At 70.2% G+C, this 19,095-nt stretch carries 17 protein-coding genes; 9 read left to right on the forward strand and 8 right to left on the reverse strand.

Features of this window, described 5'->3' with window-relative positions; all coding sequences use genetic code 11:
- Positions 1–140: 140 nt before the first annotated feature.
- Genes HWX31_RS01885 through HWX31_RS01895 form a run of 3 tightly spaced genes read left to right on the forward strand, consistent with a single transcriptional unit; the run spans position 141 to position 2,893 of the window.
- Positions 141–806 carry a response regulator transcription factor gene (locus tag HWX31_RS01885; RefSeq protein ID WP_174963620.1) on the forward strand — a complete coding sequence of 222 codons (666 nt, stop codon included), beginning with the start codon at positions 141–143 and terminating at the stop codon, positions 804–806.
- Entirely contained in the window at positions 793–2,235 is a 1,443-nt protein-coding gene (locus HWX31_RS01890; RefSeq protein WP_174963622.1) for a sensor histidine kinase, read from the forward strand. Before HWX31_RS01885 ends, HWX31_RS01890 begins: the two co-directional genes overlap by 14 nt.
- A 55-nt stretch (positions 2,236–2,290) precedes the next feature.
- A complete protein-coding gene (locus HWX31_RS01895; RefSeq protein ID WP_244143614.1) occupies positions 2,291–2,893 on the forward strand; it encodes a GNAT family N-acetyltransferase in 603 nt (200 codons plus the stop codon).
- A 223-nt stretch (positions 2,894–3,116) separates the two neighbouring features.
- On the opposite strand, the gene HWX31_RS01900 is transcribed toward HWX31_RS01895, so the two are convergent.
- The gene (locus HWX31_RS01900) at positions 3,117–3,968 is read right to left on the reverse strand and encodes an SDR family oxidoreductase (RefSeq protein WP_174963624.1); all 852 of its coding nucleotides are present in this window, start codon (positions 3,966–3,968) and stop codon (positions 3,117–3,119) included.
- A gap of 139 nt (positions 3,969–4,107) precedes the next feature.
- Here HWX31_RS01900 and HWX31_RS01905 point away from each other — a divergent pair, with 139 nt between their 5' ends.
- Positions 4,108–5,031 carry a LysR family transcriptional regulator gene (locus HWX31_RS01905; protein WP_174963626.1) on the forward strand — a complete coding sequence of 308 codons (924 nt, stop codon included), beginning with the start codon at positions 4,108–4,110 and terminating at the stop codon, positions 5,029–5,031.
- A gap of 10 nt (positions 5,032–5,041) precedes the next feature.
- Here HWX31_RS01905 and HWX31_RS01910 read toward each other — a convergent pair whose 3' ends face one another.
- Entirely contained in the window at positions 5,042–5,473 is a 432-nt protein-coding gene (locus tag HWX31_RS01910) for an Lrp/AsnC family transcriptional regulator (protein ID WP_174963629.1), read from the reverse strand.
- Between the two features lie 225 nt (positions 5,474–5,698).
- Here HWX31_RS01910 and HWX31_RS01915 point away from each other — a divergent pair, with 225 nt between their 5' ends.
- A complete protein-coding gene (locus HWX31_RS01915) occupies positions 5,699–6,778 on the forward strand; it encodes an ornithine cyclodeaminase (RefSeq protein ID WP_174963631.1) in 1,080 nt (359 codons plus the stop codon).
- 56 nt (positions 6,779–6,834) lie between these two features.
- Positions 6,835–7,770 carry a citrulline utilization hydrolase CtlX gene (gene ctlX, locus HWX31_RS01920; RefSeq protein WP_174963633.1) on the forward strand — a complete coding sequence of 312 codons (936 nt, stop codon included), beginning with the start codon at positions 6,835–6,837 and terminating at the stop codon, positions 7,768–7,770.
- Between the two features lie 96 nt (positions 7,771–7,866).
- Here ctlX and HWX31_RS01925 read toward each other — a convergent pair whose 3' ends face one another.
- Genes HWX31_RS01925 through HWX31_RS01935 form a run of 3 tightly spaced genes read right to left on the reverse strand, consistent with a single transcriptional unit; the run spans position 7,867 to position 13,057 of the window.
- Entirely contained in the window at positions 7,867–10,620 is a 2,754-nt protein-coding gene (locus HWX31_RS01925) for an Hsp70 family protein (RefSeq protein WP_174963635.1), read from the reverse strand.
- Positions 10,621–10,625: 5 nt separating this feature from the next.
- Complete coding sequence (locus tag HWX31_RS01930) at positions 10,626–12,467, reverse strand: Hsp70 family protein (RefSeq protein WP_174963638.1); 1,842 nt, start codon at positions 12,465–12,467, stop codon at positions 10,626–10,628.
- Positions 12,464–13,057, reverse strand: coding sequence for a DUF2760 domain-containing protein (locus tag HWX31_RS01935; protein WP_174963639.1), 594 nt, complete (start codon positions 13,055–13,057; stop codon positions 12,464–12,466). Before HWX31_RS01935 ends, HWX31_RS01930 begins: the two co-directional genes overlap by 4 nt.
- 343 nt (positions 13,058–13,400) lie before the next feature.
- On the opposite strand from HWX31_RS01935, the gene HWX31_RS01940 reads away from it, so the two are divergent.
- Together HWX31_RS01940 and HWX31_RS01945 are read left to right on the forward strand one after the other, a co-directional pair.
- Complete coding sequence (locus HWX31_RS01940) at positions 13,401–13,727, forward strand: hypothetical protein (RefSeq protein WP_244143615.1); 327 nt, start codon at positions 13,401–13,403, stop codon at positions 13,725–13,727.
- Complete coding sequence (locus tag HWX31_RS01945) at positions 13,724–14,098, forward strand: HepT-like ribonuclease domain-containing protein (RefSeq protein ID WP_174963641.1); 375 nt, start codon at positions 13,724–13,726, stop codon at positions 14,096–14,098. The genes HWX31_RS01940 and HWX31_RS01945 overlap by 4 nt, the downstream gene beginning before the upstream one ends.
- A 170-nt stretch (positions 14,099–14,268) precedes the next feature.
- Here HWX31_RS01945 and HWX31_RS01950 read toward each other — a convergent pair whose 3' ends face one another.
- Positions 14,269–15,468 (reverse strand): MFS transporter, encoded by a 1,200-nt coding sequence (locus tag HWX31_RS01950; protein ID WP_174963643.1) that lies wholly within the window; start codon positions 15,466–15,468, stop codon positions 14,269–14,271.
- Between the two features lie 67 nt (positions 15,469–15,535).
- On the opposite strand from HWX31_RS01950, the gene HWX31_RS01955 reads away from it, so the two are divergent.
- On the forward strand, positions 15,536–16,594 hold the full coding sequence (locus HWX31_RS01955) for an AraC family transcriptional regulator (protein WP_174963645.1): 1,059 nt from the start codon (positions 15,536–15,538) through the stop codon (positions 16,592–16,594).
- A 43-nt stretch (positions 16,595–16,637) separates the two neighbouring features.
- Here HWX31_RS01955 and HWX31_RS01960 read toward each other — a convergent pair whose 3' ends face one another.
- On the reverse strand, positions 16,638–16,805 hold the full coding sequence (locus HWX31_RS01960; protein WP_174963647.1) for a hypothetical protein: 168 nt from the start codon (positions 16,803–16,805) through the stop codon (positions 16,638–16,640).
- A 94-nt stretch (positions 16,806–16,899) separates the two neighbouring features.
- Positions 16,900–18,813, reverse strand: a complete 1,914-nt coding sequence (locus HWX31_RS01965; RefSeq protein WP_174963649.1) for a transglutaminase family protein — start codon at positions 18,811–18,813, stop codon at positions 16,900–16,902.
- Positions 18,814–19,095: the final 282 nt, after the last annotated feature.

The raw sequence follows: 19,095 nt of genomic DNA on the forward strand, positions 1-19,095 counted from the left end.
AATTTGCCGTCTCCTCTGGTATTAATGCCGTCTCTGCGATCCCCGGCTGCTGCACAGGTTATCGAGCGAGTCTGAGAAAATGCTGACATCCCGCCCCCGGGGAAACCCCTAACCCAACCGAATCGAAGCAGGACGGCAACATGCGCATTCTCGTCGCGGAAGACGACGCGGAAATCGGCGCGGCGATCCGCAGCCGCCTGACGCGGCTCGGCCACGCGGTGGACCTCGAAACCGACGGCGCGACGGCCAACAGCCTGCTGCGCGTCGAGCGTTTCGATCTCGTCGTGCTCGACGTGATGCTGCCCTCGATGGACGGCTTCGCGATCCTGCGCCACCTGCGCGCGTCGGGCAGCACGACGCCGGTGCTGCTCGTCACCGCGCGCTCCGCGATCGACGACCGCGTGAGCGGCCTCGGGCTCGGCGCGGACGACTACCTCGTGAAGCCGTTCGACTACCGCGAACTGGACGCGCGCGTGCAGGCGCTCCTGCGCCGCAACAGCGGCCACGCGAACGACGTGCTGACGCTCGGCGGCCTCACGATCGATCGCAGCAGCCGCCTCGCCGAACTCGACGGCCGGCCGCTGTCGCTGTCGCGCCAGGAGTTCGCGCTGCTCGAGATTCTCGCGAGCCGGCCGCAGCGAATCTTTTCGAAGGAAGAATTGCTGAACCAGCTGTTCAGCTTCGGCAACGAGCCGAGCGCGAACGCGGTCGAGCAATACGTGACGCGCGTGCGCCGGAAGCTGCAGGGCAGCTCGGTCGAGATCCGCACCGCGCGCGGGATGGGGTATCAGATTGCCGCGCATTGACTGGTTTCCGAAGACGCTGTTCGGGCGCACGCTGCTGTTCATCGCGCTCGTCGTCGCGTCGGGCGCGCTCGCGCTGGCCGCGATCGCGCGCTACTACGCGGGCGTCGCCGCCGAGCGCGCCTACGACCAGCTGCTCGCCGGCGCCGCGATCCAGGTCGCGGAGAACCTCTACGTGCAGGGCGGCGTGCTCGCGCTGAACCCGCCGGTCGCCGCGCTGTCGACGCTGTCGCGCTACGACCTCGTCTACTACAAGGTCGTCGATTCGCGCGGCGTCGTCGTGGCCGGCTACAACGATCTCGCGAGCCCCGCGACCCTCGCCGCCGCGCAGCAGGGCCCCGCGTTCGCGAACGGCGCCTACCAGCGCCAGCGCATCCGGATGGCGACCATCGCGCGCTACATGCCCGAGGAGCGCACGCCCGGCTGGGCGCTCGTCACCGTCGCGCAGACGACGAACGCGCGCCAGCAGCTGACGAACGACATGAGCTTCAAGGTGTGGACGCTGATCCTGCTGATGAGCGTGCTCGCGATCGGCGCGAGCGGCCTCGCGATCCGGCGCGGCCTGCGGCCGCTCGCGCAGATCGAGACGATCATCGCCGCGCGCGATCCCGCCGACCTGCGGCCGCTGGCCGTCGACACGCCGAGCGAGATCGACGCGATCATCGGCGCGATCAACGGGCTGATGCGCCGTCTCGCGGAGCGGATCGCGGCGATGCAGCGCTTCATCGCCGACGCCGCGCACCAGATGCGCACGCCGCTCGCGCGGCTCGACGCGCAGATCGAGCTGCTCGGCAGCGAAGCCGATCCGGCGCGCCACGCGGCGCGGCTCGACGCGCTGCGCGCGACCTGCGCGGACGTCGGCCGGCTCACCGGGCAACTGCTGAATCACGCGATGGTGATCCATCGCACCGAAGTCGTTCCGCTGCAACCAGTCGAACTGGTCGGGATTGCGAAGGAAGTGCTCGGGCGCACGATCCCGCTCGCCGACGCGCGCGACGTGGCGGTCGCATTCGACAGCGACGCGCCGCAGGCGTGGATCGACGGCGACGCGATCAGCCTGCAGGAGGCGCTGTCGAACGTGCTGCACAACGCGTTGCTGCATGGGCATGCGGACGACATCGCGGTGTCGGTCGCAATCGTCGGCGACGCAGTCACGCTGACCGTCACCGACAACGGCAACGGCATCCCGCGCGAACACTGGGACGCGGCATTGCAGCCGTTCGTGCGGATCGCGCCGGACGGCAGCGAACGGCGCACGGGTTCGGGGCTCGGTCTCGCGATCGTGCAGGAAGTGATGAAAGCGCATGGCGGCAGCGTCGGGTTCACTTTTCCGGATGCGGGCGGGTTCGCGGTGGTGCTGACGTTTCCGCGCACGCAACGTGTCGCGGGCCAACCCGATCCCGCCATGACGCGCGATCGCCCGACGGCCTGAGCGTGACCCTGCATTGCGATTCCACGGATGCAAAACAAACAGAAGGACGAGTGTGATGACGTTACCACCTTCACCAGAGCCCGATATGGTCGAGGCAATACGCTACGGATGGGCCTCTGACGCCTTGCGGCATGCCTTCGCCGAGCTGCAATGCCGCGTCTATCCGGAGCCCGAATCAAGCGGTGCGCCTGCGGATGTGCTGCTACACGATCCGTCGTTCGACTGCCTGTCGTTCTACATCCGCGTTGCTGACCGCGTCGTCAGCTATGCCGCAGCGGCGCGAAAGACGATCATGCACGCCGGCGCGACTTTCGAGATCGCTGGTTTGAGCTGCGTCATGACCGATCCGGTCTGGCAGGGCCGTGGCCTTGGACTGCGGACGGTTGCCGCCGCCACTCGCTGCATGGAGCGAAGCAATCTCGATATTGGCCTCTTCACCTGTGATCCGCACCTTGCGCACTTTTATGCCCGGGCCGGCAAATGGGAGGTCGCGCGCAACGTGGTCGTGATCGGCAGCCGCGACGAGGGGGCGTTGCGCAGCGACACCTTGGGCAAGGTCGTGCTGATGCGTCTATTCTCGGCAAGAGCCGCTGCAGCCGCGACGACGCTCGACCATGCCACCATCGACCTCGACCTGCCGGTCGGGCAGTTCCTGTGACGGCGGGCTTCGGCGACAAGGGGCACGGCCATCGCAAGATGCATTCGGTGCGATTGCACGTACTGCGCGGGGCCTTCCGGTCCGTCGGGCCGATGCGCGTCAGCGACCTTTACCGCAGCAGTTCCCGCCGCGAGTCGTGCATCACCAGCATGGACCTCGCTGTGCGTGCGTTTGGCCGCCATGACGGGACGCGCAAAGCCTGCCGTTCGACGTCAGCTTTCGCTCACCGCCAGTTCCCGACGTAATCCTCGACGAACCGCTCGAACGCAATCGGCGCCCGCCCGAGCAGCGTCCGCACGTCATGGCTGACGGCCGCCGCGTGACCCGCCGCGATCAGCCGGCTCAGGCTCATCAGCACGTCGATCGACCACGCGTCCACGCCCGCGTCGCGCATCGACGCGATCGCCGCATCATCCGACACCGGCACATAGTCGATCTTGCGCCCGAGCGCCGCGCCGATGCGCGCGGTCACGTCGGCATTCGACAGCGCTGCGCCGCCGGTCACGTCGTAAGTCCTGCCCGCATGTTGGTCCGGGCGCAGCAGGATCGCCGCGTTGACGGCGGCGATGTCGCGCACGTCGACGAACGACACCTTGCCGTCGCCCTGCGGCAGGTACAGTGCGCCCGCTCGGATCATGTCAGCGTAGAAGGTCACGAAATTCTGCATGAAGCAGTTCGGCCGGGTGATCGTGTATGCGACGCCCGATCCCGTCACGAGCCGGTCGATCTCGCCCTGCACGCGCCCGATCGCGAACGGCGCGTCCGGATCGGCGCCCGCGCCCGACGAGCGGACGATGTGCCGGACCCCGGCCGCCCTGGCCGCGGCGACCGCATTACCGGCGAGCGTCACCATGTCGGCCTGCAGCGGCAGCAGCAGGAACAGCGTGTCGACGCCGCGGAACGCGGTCGCCAGACTTGCCGGGTCGGCGAAATCGGCATGGCGGGTTTCGACGCCTTCGACCGCCTTGCCGCTCGCCGAACCGGCGATCACGTGCGCGCCGGCCGCCTTCAGTTGCGTGACGAGTTCGCGGCCGATCGTGCCGGTCGCGCCGGTCACGAGGATGGTGCTGGACATGATGTGTCTCCTGATAGCCAAAGAGGGGCGCGCCGGTCGGCCAGGACACGGAGCGATGAACCTCATCCTAGCCACCCCGATTCATGCCGAGTAGTCCATAATCCATCGAATCAATTTCAACGATCTGGATCGAATCGCCATGGACGACCTGCGCGCGCTCGAAAGCTTCCTGCGCACCGTCGAGGCCGGCAGCTTTTCCGCGGCGGCGGGCCGGTTGGGTGTGACGCCCGCGGCCGTCAGCAAGCACGTCGCGAAGCTGGAGCGCGATCTCGGCACGCGGCTGTTCCATCGTACGACGCGCAGCCTCGCGCTGACGGAAGCCGGCGAGCGCCTGTATGCGGAAACGTCGTCGGCCGCGCGCGCGCTGAGCCGGGCGATGGCAACGCTGACCGAGCGCGATGCGCATCCCGCGGGCACGCTGCGCGTGAGCGTCGCGCCGGGGTTCGGAAGGCAGTACGTGCTGCCGCTGATGCCGGCGTTTCTCGAACGCCATCCGGGCATCCGGCTCGACTGGAGCTTCGAGAACCGCCATGTGGATCTGGTCAAGGAAGGTTTCGACGCCGCGATCGGCTCCGGCGTCGAGGACGACGCGAACGTCGTCGCGCGCGAACTGGCGCCGATCCGGCCGCTGATCGTCGCGTCGCCCGCGTACCTGGCGAAGCACGGCGCGCCCGCCACGCTCGCGGAGCTGGCGCACCACGATTGCATCCGCCTGCGCTCCGCGACGACGGGCCGGATCCGCGAATGGGCGTTCACGGTGGACCACGAGACGGTGACGGCGCCGGTCGACGGGCGCGTCGTGCTGACCGACCTCGACGCGATCTGCGACGCCGCCGTGGCCGGCATGGGGCTCGCGCGGCTCGGCGCGCATCACGTGCTGCCGTATCTCGACGACGGCCGGCTCGTGCGGGTGCTCACGCAGTATCCGGCGATGGGCGGCACGATCCATGTGTACTACGCGCACGCTCGGCTCACGCCGCCGAAGGTGCGCGCGTTCATCGACTTCCTGACGGAATCGTTCGCGCAAAGCGCGTGGCGTGCGCGGGTCGACGAATTCGGTTGACGGGCGCGCGTCACGCCTTGTGCGTCGACAGCAGGATGCTCGTCTCCGAATTGGCGATCCCGTCGATCAGCCGGATCGCCCCGAGCACGCGATCGAAGTGCTCGAGCGAATCCGCGTGCAGCTCCGCGATCAGATCCCAGCGCCCATTGGTGCTATGAATCGTCGCGACGTTCGGATGCCCGCGCAGCACCTTGATCACTTCCGCCGCGCGGTTGCCCTGCACCGCGATCGACATCAGCGCGCGGATCCGGTGCCGTTCGGCGGCGGGCTTCAGCCGCACCGTGTAGCCGACGATCACGCCGTGCTTCTCCAGCCGCATCAGCCGGTTCTGCACGGTCGCGCGCGCGACGCGCAACTGCTTCGCGAGCGCGACCACGGACAGCCGCGCGTTGTCGCGCAAGAGCGCAATGAGCTGACGGTCGACGTCGTCCAGCGTAATCATCGGGTGTGCCTTTCGTTCCAGATGTGATCCAGCCGCAAGCCTGCCGCGCCGCGCCCCGCTTGACCAGCGGGAACCGGTCAGATTGCTTTATAAGGCTGGCATTTTGTCGAGTCTAACGGTGAATTTGCTACTTTTGCTGGCTTTTTGTTGGCTGGCCTCCCGGAAATAATGTCTTCATCGAGCGGCCCGCCGTGCCGCGTCCAGATCATTCAAGGAGACAGACCCATGACCCGCTTCCTCGACGTCCCCACCACCGCCCGGCTGATCGCCCGAACCGGCGTCACGCGCTTCCTCGGCGAACTCGTCGACACGCTGCACGCCGACTTCCTGCGCTGGGCCGACTTCGACAAGTCGCCGCGCGTCGCCTGCCATTCGCGCGACGGTGTGATCGAGCTGATGCCGGTCGCCAACGCGTCGCTGTTCGCGTTCAAGTACGTGAACGGCCATCCCGTCAACGCGGCGCGCGGGATGCACACGGTGATGGCGTTCGGCGCGCTCGCCGAGGTCGATACGGGCTACCCGCTGCTGCTTGCCGAGCTCACGCTGACGACCGCGCTGCGCACCGCCGCGACGTCGGTGCTGGCCGCGAAGGCGCTCGCGCGGCCGGACGCGCGCACGATGGCGCTGATCGGCAACGGCGCGCAGAGCGAGTTCCAGGCAATCGCGTTCCATACGCTGCTCGGCATCGACGAGATCCGTGTGTTCGACGTCGATCCGCACGCGACCGACAAGCTCGTGCAGAACCTCGCCGCGTATCCGGCGCTGCGCGTCGTGCGCGCCGCATCGACCGCCGACGCCGTGCGCGGCGCGGACATCGTGACGACCGTCACCGCCGACAAGGCATACGCGACGATCATCACCCCCGACATGATCGAAGCGGGCATGCACCTGAACGCGGTCGGCGGCGATTGCCCGGGCAAGACCGAGCTGCATGCGGACGTGCTGCGCGCGGGACGCGTGTTCGTCGAGTTCGAGCCGCAGTCGCGTATCGAGGGCGACATCCAGCAGCTGCCGGCGGATTTCCCGGTGACCGAGCTGTGGCGCGTGCTGCAAGGCGAGGCCGCTGGCCGCGACAGTGCCGATCGGATCACCGTGTTCGACTCGGTCGGCTTCGCGCTGGAGGACTATTCCGCGCTGCGCTACCTGCATTCGCTCGCGCAGCAGCACGACGCAGGCGTCGAGATCGCGCTGATCCCGCCGGCCGTCGATCCGAAGAACCTGTTCGCGCTGATCGACGAGCCGTCCGCGCTCGCGCAGCGCCACGCGGCCTTCGTCGCCGACGCCGTCGCCGCGTTCGCGCGCTGACCCGAGCCGGTGCGGCCCGCACGCCGCACCGCCCTTTGCCTCTCCCCCCGCTTGCGATGAAACTCGTATCGATTCAGGCGCCGGCCGCCGTCGTGATGATCCGGCCGCACCATTTCCAGCCGAACCCGCAAACCTCCGCCGACAACGCGTTCCAGCGCAGCGGCGGCGCAGGCGGCGAGCGCGCGGTGTCCGCCGCCGCGCGCGACGAAGTCAGCGCCGCCGCGCAGCGGCTCGCCGACGCCGGCGTGCGCGTGCACATGTTCGACGACCACGGCGAGCACGACACGCCGGATTCCGTGTTCCCGAACAACTGGTTCTCGACGCATCCGGGCGGCCACGTCGCGCTGTATCCGATGACGTGCCCGAACCGCCGCCGCGAGCGGCGCGCGGACGTGATCGAGATGCTGAAGACGGAATACCGCGTGCAGGACGTGATCGACTACTCGGGCCTCGAATACGACGACGTGTTCCTCGAAGGCACCGGCGCGATGGTGCTCGACCACGTCGCGCGCATCGCGTACACCGCGCGCTCGCGCCGCGCCGATCCGGTCGCGCTCGAACGCTTCTGCACGCACTTCAACTTCGAGCCGATCTGCTTCGACACGGCCGACGCGGATGGACGGCCGATCTATCACACGAACGTGATGATGAGCGTTGCAACCGAGTTCGCGCTGATCGGCCTCGATCTGATCAGCGATCCGAAACGACGCGACGAGATTCGGTGCCGGCTGGCCGAGACGGGCCGCACGGTGGTCGCGCTCGAACCGTCGCAGATCGCGAACTTCGCCGGCAATGCGCTCGAACTGTCCGGACGCGACGCTCGTGTGCTCGCGCTGTCGCGGCGCGCGTTCGATTGCCTGACGCCGCACCAGCGCCGGCTGATCGAACGCTCGGCGCAATTGCTGCCGCTCGACGTGCCGACGATCGAGCTGGCCGGCGGCTCGGTGCGCTGCATGCTGGCGGGGATTCATCTGGCGCGGCGGCAGGGGTGAAGCTTCGTTGAAGTCGAGGGTCGGCGTGCGCTGCCGACCGGCCGGCGATCGTGCGTTGTCGTGGCTTCAACGGATTCGCACGGCACCCTAGCCCCCTCACTCCCCGATCAACTTCAACCCCGCCGGCAACGACTCGCCGAACACGCGCACCGTATCGTCGACATCGAACGCGACCACCTCGCGCACCATGTCGACCCACTTCGCCGATGCGTTCGCCGCCGCGAGCCGCCGGATCACCGCGTCGCGCACGTCGGGCGGCAGGTCGCGCGAGCGGTCGCCCGTCATCCGCGCGATCTGCGCGGCCGCGAACGCGGCCGGCTCGACCTGCTTCCAGTCGAGCGCGAACAGCGCATCGAGCAGGCGGCCGGCAACGTCAGGCGGCACGACGCCATGCGCGCTGCCGTAGAACGGCTGGCGCGCGCCGACGCGGCCGAGCGCCCACGCGCCGAGCGCGCTGTCGGACGGCTTCCGCAGCAGCACGGTCAGCCGCTCGGCAAGCTCGATCTTGCGCTCGACCGGCAACCGCTCGAGCGACGCGGACAGGCGCGTCATGTCGGCCGGGCCGACCTTGGCCGGATCGAACGGCAGCTTGCGCCGTTTGCCGTCGGTCGGTTCGAGAAACGCAATCGCGTCGCGGATCTGCGTCTGCGCATCCTCGTCGAGCCCGCCCGCCGCGCGCCGCCACAGCGTCCACCATTCGGACCACACCTGCCCGTCGTTCACGTACTGGATGCCGTCGTCGAACAACGGCCACAGCTGCTCGATGCGCCACGCGTCGAGCGGATGGCCAAAGCCCGGGCGCACGCAATAGCCGGCGAGGTTCAGCCACGCGCGCTCATGATCGGCCGAACGCCGCCGACGGCGCGCCCGCGCGAGCAGCGCGTCGAACAGCTCGCGCGCGAGCGCGACGTCCCATTCGTCGCGCGGGCCGAGCAGCTGCTCGAGCTGCGCGCGCAGCCGGCGCGTGTCCTTCGGCGTGACGTCCGCCGAGCGGCCGCCGAACGAGCGGTCGATCAGTTCGATCGCCTGATCGAGTTGCGGATGCCGCAACGGCATGTCCACGTCGCCTTGCGTCGCCGCGTCGCCGCGCAACTGGAATTCGAGGCGCCAGCGCTGCGCCGCGTCATCCGTCGCGATGCAGTGCATTTCGAGCGTGCCGACTTCGGTCAGCGACGCCGTGAGCTTCACGGGCGTCTCGCGCGCGTCGCGCGCATCCTGCCGCCCGACGACCGTCGCGATCGGCGGCAGCCGGACGAAATCGCCGTCGCCGAGCGTCACCAGATCGCCGGGACGGTACGCCGTATCGGCAACCGTCGACACGAGGTGGAAACGCACCGGTGCCCCAAGCTGCAGCGCGAACGTGCGGTCTTCCAGACGGATCTCGTGGCCCTCTTCGGTGCCGCGCGGCAGCAGGCAGACGCCGCGCGCTTCGGCGCCGCCGTCGTCGAGCACGAGGAAGTAGCTGCGCGGCGAGCCGCCGCCGATGCGCGGCGCGTGCCCCGCGCGTGCGAGGCCGTATGCGACCGCGCCGCGCGCGACCGCGATGTCCGGCTGAGTGTTCTGCAATACGTTGAGCGGCTGGCCGCGCCACGCGCCGAGCGTCTGCGCGAGACGGCCGGCGAGCGCGCCCGCGCGGAACACGCCGCCGTTGAGCAGCAGCGTGTCGGGCAGCGGGCCTTCCGCGTGCCGCGCGAGAAACGCGGCGACGTGCCGCGTGACGGCCGCGTCGCTCGCGTACGGCAGCCCGAACTCGACGATCGCGCTGCGTGCGCGGCGCGGCAGCGCGTCGGCGGTCACCTGCGGGAAGAACCCGTCGACGACGATCTGCTCGACCTCCTGCCGCGTCAGCTCCGCCGAGCGCGCGCCTCCGATCAAGCGGCTGCCCGCGCCGAGCAGCGTGACCGTGACCGCGTCGGGCGCATCGTCGCCGAGCAGGCGTTCCTTGGCCGCGCGGCAGCGCTCGACGAGTTGCGACAGGCTCGCGGCCGACAGCCGCGCGCCGGGCTCGGTCAGGCGCGTCTCGACGAGCCGCGCGAGCGCGAGGTCCATGTTGTCGCCGCCGAGCATCAGGTGATTGCCGACGCCGATCCGCGTGAGCACGGGCTCGCCGTCGTCGCCGAGCGCGACGTCGACCAGCGTGAGGTCGGTCGTGCCGCCGCCGACGTCGCAGATCAACACGCGCCGGGCGCCGGCGAGCGTATCGCGCAGCGACGCGCGGTGGCGGTACAGCCAGTCGTAGAACGCGGCCTGCGGCTCTTCGAGCAGGCGCAGCGCGGGCAGCCCTGCGAGACGCGCGGCCTCGACCGTCAGCGCGCGCGCGCCGTCGTCGAACGACGCGGGCACCGTGAGGATCACGTCCTGCTCGTCAAGCGGCGCATCGGGGAAATGCGCGTCCCAAGCGTCGCGCACGTGCGCGAGATAGCTGGCGCTCGCGTCGACCGGCGATATCTTGTCGACGCCGTCGGCCGCGCCCCACGGCAGGATCGGCGCGAGCCGGTCGACCGACGCGTGCGACAGCCAGCTTTTCGCGCTGGCGACGAGCCGGCCCGGCACCTGCGCGCCGAGCGCACGCGCATAGCGGCCGATCACGGCCGGCGGCGCGCCGGCCGCATTGGTCGAATTGGTCGAATCGGCCGCCGCAGCCTGCCACGGCAGCCGCAGGCTATCCGGCGCGAGCTCGCCCGCCGCCGGGTGATAGCGCACCGACGGCAGCAACGGCTGCGCGCCGACCTCGCCGGGGCCGACGAGTTGCTCGACGTCGAACACGCGGATCGCATCCGATCCGTTCTCGACGTACGCGACGACAGTGTTGCTCGTGCCGAGGTCGATGCCGACCGTGTAACGCTTCATCGCGCTCAGGCGCCGCCGCGCACGTCGAACTCGACCTTCCAGCGCTCGTCGGTGCCGCTCGGGATCGCCTCGAGCTCGAGCGTGCCGGCCTCGGTCACGCGCGCGTGCAGCTTCACGGGCACGATCTCGCCGACCGTGCGGCCGTCGGCCGGCAGCGTCGCCTGGATCTCCTCGAGTTCCTGCAGCTCCTCCGCCGACCAGTAGTCGAGCAGCGTGCCGACCTGATCCTGGCGGCGCACCGACGACCCGAAGAAGCGGAAATGCACGGGCTCGCCGACGACGAGGCCGAACTCCTGCGGCGGCAGCGCCGCGTCGGTGCCCTCCTCCATGCCGAACGGCGCGACGCACAGCGCCTGCACCGGCGGCTCGAGCCCCGGCACCGCCGGCATCGCCGATTCGATCGCGACGTAATACGCACGCGCCGTGCCGCCGCGAATCCGCACGCCACGGCCGCGCTTCACGTAGCCGTAGTACGCGGCGCCGCGCGCGACCGCGAGGTCGAGGTCCGCGCCTTCGAGCAGGCGCGCCGGTGCCGCGCCTTCCGATCCGAGCCAGCTGTTGAGCGTATCGAGCACGCGCTGCGTCAGCAGCGTCGACTTGAACACGCCGCCGTTGAACAGCACCGCCGTCGGGTGCAGGAACGTCGCACCTGCCGGCAGTGCGCGCTCGACGCCTTCGAGCGTGTCGAGCGCCGCGACCTGACGGCCGAGAAACGCGGCGAGATGGCGCGTGATGCCCGCGTCCTGCGCATACGGCAGGCCGAGCTGCGTGAGGCCGACGCGCGCGCGGCTGATCGGGCGCGCGGCCGCGTCGACCTGCGGGAAGAAGCCTTCGAGGATCGTCTGCGTGAGTTCCGCGCGGGTCAGCTCGGTGCGGATCGAGCCGCCGATCAGCTTCGAGCCGCGGCTCGGCACCACGAGCGGCACGGCGTCGGTGGACGGGTCGGACAGCAGCGTCTCCTTCGCGGCGCGGCACGCATACGTGAGCGCGCGCAGTTGCCACGGATCGGCCTGCGTGCCCTGCGTCGCGAGCTTGCGCGCGACGACGTGCGCGAGCGCGAGGTCCATGTTGTCGCCGCCGAGCAGGATGTGCTCGCCGACCGCGACGCGATGCAGCTCGAGATTGCCGTCACGCTCGACGACCGCGATCAGCGACAGGTCGGTCGTGCCGCCGCCGACGTCGACGCACAGGATCAGGTCGCCGACCCGCACCTGCTTGCGCCAGCCGCCCGCGCTCTTCTGGATCCAGCTGTAGAGCGCCGCCTGCGGCTCCTCGAGCAGCGTCATCCGCGCGTAGCCTGCGGCCCGCGCGGCCTCGGCCGTCAGCTCGCGCGCGGCCGGGTCGAACGACGCGGGAATCGTGACCGTCACGTCCTGGTCCGCGAACGGCGCGTCCGGATGCGCGTGGTCCCACGCTTCGCGCAGGTGCGTCAGGTAGCGGGTCGAGCTTTCGAGCGGCGACACGCGCGCCACCTCGGGCGGCGCATCGCTCGGCAGGATCGCCGCGCGGCGGTCGACGCCCGGATGGCACAGCCAGCTCTTCGCGCTCGACACGAGGCGGATCGGCGTGCCGGCGCCGCGGCTGCGCGCCATCTCGCCGACCGCGAAGTTGCGCGACGTGGTCCACGGCAGCGTCAGGTCGCCCTGCGTCAGTTCGCTTTCATGCGGCAGGTAGAGGAACGACGGCAGCAGGTCGCGCGATTCGAGCGCGCCCGGCGCGGTCAGCTGCGCGATCGGCAGCACCTGCTGCGCGATCGTCTCGCCGTCGCTTGCCGCCGTGTCGACGTACGACAGCGCGCAGTGGGTCGTACCGAGGTCGATGCCGATCGAATAGCGGGAATCGCTCACAGTTCCACCTCCGCCGGGGCGATCACGGATGCGTCGTGGCTGCCGGTCAGCTTCGGCAGGCGCACGTCGGAAACGCGCCAGCCGCGATGGCTGACGGTGCCGCTGAACGGCGCCGCGCCGACGACGTTGCCGGTCAAGCGCACTGCGGTGGCGTCGAAGCCGGCCGGCAGCGTCACGCGGCTGCCTTCGGCCTCGTCGCGCACCGGCACGATCGTGAAGTGCTCGCGCAGCGCGGCGCGGCAGCCGTCGTGCACGAGGCGCGCGGCCGCGCCGATGTCGGCGTCCGCGTAGCCGGCGATGTCTTCCTCGACGAAGTCGATGAAGCGCGCGTCGCGCTGCAGCAGGCCGAGCAGTTGCAGCGCGGCCTGCGGGGTCGCTTCGCGCAGCTCGGGCGCGGGCGCCTTGACGGGCGCAGCAGCCGGCGCAGGCGTCGCAACGGGCGCGGCGGCCGGGGCCGGTTGCGCGGCGACGGGCGCGCCGTCGCGCACGCGCAGCACGCCGGCGGCGAACTCGCGGTTGCCGAGCACGGAGAAGAACGTGCCGACGGCTAGCGACAGCCGGCCGAAGAAGGACAGGTTGGATTCGGGCATGTGGCTTGGACTCCTGTGGGCTCGCGCGCGGCGAGCGATCTTGCCTGGGCGGCGGGCGCGGGGCGCGCGAAGGCGCGCGGCCGCCGCCCGGAGCGCGATTCTGGGCCCCCTCGCGGGGTGCGGAAAACCCGTATTTTGCCCTGTGGCGGGCGAATGGTGCGGAAGTTGGGGGGACAGAACGGTCTGACGCGGCGGGAAAACCACCTGTCCGGGCGCTGTGCGCATGAGCCGGGAAGGGCTCACGCGGACCGGGACGGCAATCCGGTCTGGCCGATCGGCGGACTGGTCGCTCCCGCCGAGCGCGTCCAGAATCGAATCGTCAGAACAAGCCCAAGGCTACATAATGTTCAATCGCGAAACACCGACGGGAGCGGTCATGCCCAATCCAGCCGCATCTTTGCGCCAGCATGCCGCCGCGATCCGCGCGATCGTGTCGGCGCACCATTTCACCAACCCACGCATCGTGGATTACGACGACCCGGACTACGACGTGACGCTCTTGCTCGAGCCGGTCGGAAACGTGTCGCTCTTCGACATAGGCCGCGTGATGGCTGACATCGAGAAGAAGCTCGCACTGAAGGCATTCGTAGTCACGGACAAAGATTACGATGCCACGGTGAAGCGTCGCAATTTCCGTCCGCCGACCCGTCCGCTGCCGGAGAGCGAATGAGGGCGGGCGTCGAGCTTTGCCATGACATCCTGTTCTCCGTCGAGTGCATCGCGCAGCACCTTGGGACGTTGGTGGTACGCGGGTTCGCCTGCCTCAGGCAGAAGGAGCAGGACGCCGCGTGCTACCGTCTGCTGATCATCGGCGAAGCCGCCAAGCGCCTGATCTCGCGTCACCCGGAAGGCATCGAGCACGTATCGACAGGAGAATACGATCTGCTCGCCAACCTGACGGGGGCCGCCAGGATGCGCGACAGGATGATTCATCGCTTCTGGGACACCGATCACGACAAGGTATTGGTGACAATCCGCGACGATTTGCCGAAGCTCAAGGACTTCATCCGTCGACTCGGCGCGACGCTGGCACGGCCCTGATCTCATGACAAGACCTTCGCCCAAGGCTGCGATACCGAATGCTTCCGCATCGTCGCGAGTACCGGGCCCGACGCCTTGCAGACCGAATCAGCGGCAGCCGTTCAACGCGTTTCCCGGACGGAGAACGCGCAGCCGCGGCTCGGTTTCCCCTCTGTCTGCCTCACCGCCCCCTACGCCCCCGCCCCCAACCGCTTCGGCACGCCCGTCACGATCGTCGCGACCGCGACGGCCAGCACGACCGCCGCGCCGACGAACACCCCCGCCGCGCCGTTCGCATCGAACACCACGCCGCCCGCCGCCGCACCGGTCGCGATCGCCAGCTGAACCGCCGCAACCATCAACCCGCCCGCGCTCTCCGCCTCATCCGGCACCGTGCGCGTGACCCACGTCGACCACGCAACCGGCACGCCGCCGAACGCCATCCCCCACAACGCGACCAGCACCGCATCGACGAGCGGCGCGCGGCCGAGCGCAACCAGCGCGACGCCGAGCACGACCATCAGCGCGGGCATCGCGACCAGCATCGGCCGCAACCGGTGCTCGAGCACGCGGCCGGCGAGCGACGTGCCGACGAAGTTCGCGACGCCGTAGCCGAGCAGGATCGCCGACAGCCCGTTCACGCCGACGCCCGCGACCTGTTCGAGAAACGGCCGCAGGTACGTGAAGAACGCGAAATGCCCGGTGAACACGAGCGTCGTCGCGAACATCCCGAGGCCGACCGTCGGCCGCCGCAGCACGTCGACCAGCGTGCGCAGCCGCGTCGTGCCGGACGGCGCCATGCCGGGCAGCGTCGCGACCTGCGCCGCGAGCGCGACGACGCCGAGCGCAGCCGCGATCAGGAACACGTTGCGCCAGCCGATCAGGTGACCGAAATAGCTGCCGAGCGGCGCGGCCGCGATCGTCGCGACCGCCACGCCGCTGAAGATGACCGACAGCGCGCGCGGCACCATCGCGGTCGGCACGAGCCGCATCGCGGTCGCGGTCGACATCGTCCAGAAGCCGCCGAGCGCGATGCCGAGCAGCACGCGGCCGATCAGGATCGTCGTCAGGTTGGTCGCGAACGCGACGGCGAGATTCGACACGATCAGCAGCGCCGAGAACGCGAGCAGCACGCGCCGCCGGTCGATGGTGCGGGTCGCGGCGGCGGTCAGCAGGCTCGTCACGAACGCGACCGTCGCGGTCGCCGTGACCGCCTGGCCGGCGACGCCTTCCGTCACGCCGAGGCTCTCCGCCATCGGCGTGAGCAGGCTCGCGGGCAGGAATTCCGCCGTGACGAGCCCGAACACGCCGAGCGTCATCGCGAAGACCGCGCCCCACGCGGGCTCACCGGGTGCCGCCGTCGCGCCGGCGGGCTGGTTGATCGGATTCATGCGTCGTTCCATTCCGTAAAAAGGTGCCAATGACCGCGTATCGTAAGGAACGACGGCTGGACGGTCTATGACATACAATCCGCGAATATTGATCGATCGTCCGAAACCGATGGCAGACCCGCACATCACCGCCCCGCCCGCCGCACCCGTGCCCGACGCGCACGACCTCGTCAGCGAACTGCTGCTCGGGATGCGCCTGAGCGGCGTCCAGTACCGCCGCATCCAGGTCGCGCGGCCGTTCGGCGTGCACTTCGACAACGCGCGCGGCCGTGCGCAATTCCACTTCGTCGGGCGCGGGCCGGTGCTGCTGCGTACGTCGGGCGGCGCAACCTACCGGCTCGAAGCCGGCGACGCGATCCTGCTGCCGCACGGCGGCGAGCATGCGCTGGTGTCGGAGCCGGGCGCGCCGTGCCGCGAAATCGACGGCTTCGAAACCGCGAAAATCTGCGACACGGTCGCGTCGGTCGACGCCGCAACGCACGCCGCCGCGGGCGCGGACGCCGGCGACGCGCTGATCTTCAGCGGCTGCATGGAGCTCGATCTCGGCGGCATGCAGCCGCTCGTCGCGACGATGCCCGAGGTGATGCTGGTCGGCACGCTGCTCGCCCGCTATCCGGAGCTCCGGACGATGCTCGACGCGATGGAGCGCGAGTCGTGCACCGAGCGCGCGGGCTTCGCGGGCATCCTCGCGCGGCTCGCGGACGTGGTGGCCGCGTTCATCGTGCGCGGCTGGGTCGAATGCGGCTGCGGCGCCGCGACCGGCTGGGTGCAGGCGCTGCGCGATCCGAAGCTCGGCCGCGCGATCGTCGCGCTGCATCGCGACCCGGGCCGCAACTGGAGCGTCGCCGAGCTCGCGGCCGAAGCCGGCGTGTCGCGCTCGGTGTTCGCCGAGCGGTTTCTCGCAGCGACCGGGATGACGCCCGTGCGCTACCTGACCGAGCTGCGGATGCGGCTCGCCGCGCAATGGATCGCGCGCGATCGCGAACCGATCGAGACGGTTGCGTATCGGCTCGGGTATGGGTCGCTCGCGGCGTTCAGCCGCGCGTTCAAGCGGGTGGTCGGAAAGCCGCCGGGCGCGGTGCGGGGAGATGGGGAGCCCGGCGTCAGCGCAAGCCAGGACAGCTAGCGCGACATCCATCGCCCGCCGCCGCGCGACGCGTTCCGCACGCTCAACCGGTCTGTTCGGCCAGCCTGTCGATCAACGCCGTCGCACACTGCACGGCCAGCTCCACGCTGCGCTGCGCATCGACCGTCGCGCCGGCCGCCAGCGTGCCCTGCACGATCCGGCCCAGCAGTTCCTTCGACAGGTCGGCAATCTCGTAGTCTCGTTCGGTCATGATTCGCCTCCGGCGCACCGCCCCTGCGGACGGCGCGCGTCCATGATGCCGGCGCGCGCTGAGCGTCTGCGCCGGCCCGTTGCGGCGCAGACGCTCAGCGCGCCTTCGCCCGCACGACGATCTGCGCCTGCGTGTCCCGCTCGATCCGTTCGAGCGACGCGCGCATCGCCGCGTAATCGTCCGGCGTGCACACCTGCCGGCCGAAATCCGCGCGCAGCCGCCGCGTGATCTGCACGACGCGCGCGTTGGCGTCGAACACGTAGTGCGACGCGAAATCGACGAAGCGATCCCGCACCATCGTGTCGGCCGGCACGTCGGTCACGGCGACGTTCGCCGGCAGCGCGATCTGCGCGGTCTCGTCGAACTCCCCGCCGATGCAGGTCCACGCCTGCGTGCGCACCGGCTCCGCGAGCCAGCTCTGCACCTGCGTCGCGATCCCGCCGGTCAGGCTCGACAGCGCCGGCACCGCGGTCGTGCCGTCCGGCCAGACGGCGTGGTCGAGCGTGCCCGTCATCGTCACGCCGAACGGCCCGGCGGTCGCCGCCAGGTCGGTCGTGACGAGGTCCGCCGTGCCGCGCAGCCCGCTTTGCCGCAGACGCTCGACGGCGAGCTGCCGCACGCGCTCGCGCGTCGCGCGGCGGAACACGTTGCGCTCGAGTTCGGCGGTCCAGCCGTCGTCCTCGATGTACGACTGGTAGCGCTGCGCGTCGAGCCGCGCGGCGTCGATCGCGAGGCGCGCGGTGCGCGTGCGCGGCTGCGTCGCGGGCGTGCGCGCCAGCACGCCGGTGTCGACGCGCAGCGCCGGCCGGTCCATCACGATCGGCGGCAGGTAGCCGAACGCGATGCCGCCGGTGGTCGTGTCGGCGTACAGCCCGAGATCGGGCAGCCACGTGATCGCGTGATTGACCGCGCCGCCGCCGTAGCCCGGCACCGACGGCAGCGTATAGACGGCCCCGAGGTTGAGCAGCACCGGCTCGCTGCGGATGCCGACCGCCGCGAGCAGCGCGCCGAACAGCGCGACGTGATCCTTGCAGTCGCCGTAGCGGTTGCGCAGGATGTCGATCACGCGGTGCGGCGCGGCGGCGGTCTCGCCGAGAAACAGCGCGACGTAGCGTACGTTCGCCCGCACCCAGTCGTACAGGATGCGCGCCTTGTCGTGAGGGTCGGACGCGTTCGCGGTGAGCGCGCGTGCAAGCTGCGCGACCGCGGGATCGTCGGCGCTCGGGTCCAGCGCCGCGTTGCGATAGCGCGCGGCGAACGCGGCATAGTCGGGCAGCGTCGACACCATCAGACGGTCGCCGTCGGTCGGATAGCCGACCGCGCCGAGCTCGATCCGGTCATACGGGCCGTGACGGTATTCGAACACGTAGCGCGTGCGGCCGTTCGCGGTCACCGGCGGCAACGCGACGTAGCCGCGCGCATCGGCATAAAGCGGCATGTCGGCCGGCACGTCGAAGACCAGCCGCTGGTAGTCGACCGGATCGCGCGACGGCTCGACGAAGTAACCGAAATAACCGGGATTGAGCGGCCTGGTCCGCACCTTGCGGAACGCGACGCGCGTGCGCGAACCGGCCTCGACGCCGGGGAACACGACCGTGCGCAGCACGCCGTCCTGGAACGTCGGCGCACCGGCGGAGCGCGGCTCCTGCACGTCGCGGATCGCGTCCGGGCCGACCGGATGCGCGACGCCGTCGCGATCGAGCGTCTGCGCCGCGAGCAGGTCGACCTTCTCGAGGTCCTTGTCGAACCACACGTAGCGCTGCGCGATCGCGTCGATGCCGTTCGCGTCGTTCGCGCGCAGCGTCGAATCGTCGTGCTCCTCGAGCGAGCCGTCGCGCTGGATCACGAATTCGTGGACGTCGCGCTCGAGCGTCGTCGGCGGCGTGTCGTCGATGCGGGCTGCCGGCGGCCGGGGCGCGGCCGCGTCGGGCGCGGACGGCGACGCATGCGCGCCGCACGTCGTCAGGCAGAAACAGGCAACGCCGAGCAGGCGGACCGGAATGCGCATCGGATCGAACCTCGCGGCACGGTGGCCGGTGAGACCGCGGCCGAACGGCCGCCTTCGCCGACAGACTACGCCAATCGGCCCGCCGCCGCAGCGATGCGGCAGCGGCCTGCCGCCGGCTTCGACGGCGGGTATCCGGGGGTCGAACCGGAATTCGCGCGGCGCCGCCTCAGCCGCTGTTCCCGGCGGTCATCTGCGTCATTTCGCGACATATACTGCAAACATGACCCGGTAAGCGCAAAGCGTGCCGCGATGCACCGAAAGCGACGGCGACGAGCGGGCGAG

It is taken from the genome of Burkholderia ubonensis (assembly GCF_902833085.1).
In the GTDB taxonomy this organism is placed as follows: domain Bacteria; phylum Pseudomonadota; class Gammaproteobacteria; order Burkholderiales; family Burkholderiaceae; genus Burkholderia; species Burkholderia ubonensis.

Bases quoted from the DNA above. Each gene is read 5' to 3' on its own strand.
- HWX31_RS01885 (WP_174963620.1), top strand. From the start codon at position 141: ATGCGCATTCTCGTCGCGGAAGACGACGCGGAAATCGGCGCGGCGATC.
- HWX31_RS01895 (WP_244143614.1), top strand. From the start codon at position 2,291: ATGACGTTACCACCTTCACCAGAGCCCGATATGGTCGAGGCAATACGC.
- HWX31_RS01900 (WP_174963624.1), bottom strand. From the start codon at position 3,968: ATGTCCAGCACCATCCTCGTGACCGGCGCGACCGGCACGATCGGCCGC.
- HWX31_RS01905 (WP_174963626.1), top strand. From the start codon at position 4,108: ATGGACGACCTGCGCGCGCTCGAAAGCTTCCTGCGCACCGTCGAGGCC.
- HWX31_RS01910 (WP_174963629.1), bottom strand. From the start codon at position 5,473: ATGATTACGCTGGACGACGTCGACCGTCAGCTCATTGCGCTCTTGCGC.
- HWX31_RS01915 (WP_174963631.1), top strand. From the start codon at position 5,699: ATGACCCGCTTCCTCGACGTCCCCACCACCGCCCGGCTGATCGCCCGA.
- ctlX (WP_174963633.1), top strand. From the start codon at position 6,835: ATGAAACTCGTATCGATTCAGGCGCCGGCCGCCGTCGTGATGATCCGG.
- HWX31_RS01925 (WP_174963635.1), bottom strand. From the start codon at position 10,620: ATGAAGCGTTACACGGTCGGCATCGACCTCGGCACGAGCAACACTGTC.
- HWX31_RS01935 (WP_174963639.1), bottom strand. From the start codon at position 13,057: ATGCCCGAATCCAACCTGTCCTTCTTCGGCCGGCTGTCGCTAGCCGTC.
- HWX31_RS01940 (WP_244143615.1), top strand. From the start codon at position 13,401: ATGTTCAATCGCGAAACACCGACGGGAGCGGTCATGCCCAATCCAGCC.
- HWX31_RS01945 (WP_174963641.1), top strand. From the start codon at position 13,724: ATGAGGGCGGGCGTCGAGCTTTGCCATGACATCCTGTTCTCCGTCGAG.
- HWX31_RS01950 (WP_174963643.1), bottom strand. From the start codon at position 15,468: ATGAATCCGATCAACCAGCCCGCCGGCGCGACGGCGGCACCCGGTGAG.
- HWX31_RS01955 (WP_174963645.1), top strand. From the start codon at position 15,536: ATGACATACAATCCGCGAATATTGATCGATCGTCCGAAACCGATGGCA.
- HWX31_RS01960 (WP_174963647.1), bottom strand. From the start codon at position 16,805: ATGACCGAACGAGACTACGAGATTGCCGACCTGTCGAAGGAACTGCTG.
- HWX31_RS01965 (WP_174963649.1), bottom strand. From the start codon at position 18,813: ATGCGCATTCCGGTCCGCCTGCTCGGCGTTGCCTGTTTCTGCCTGACG.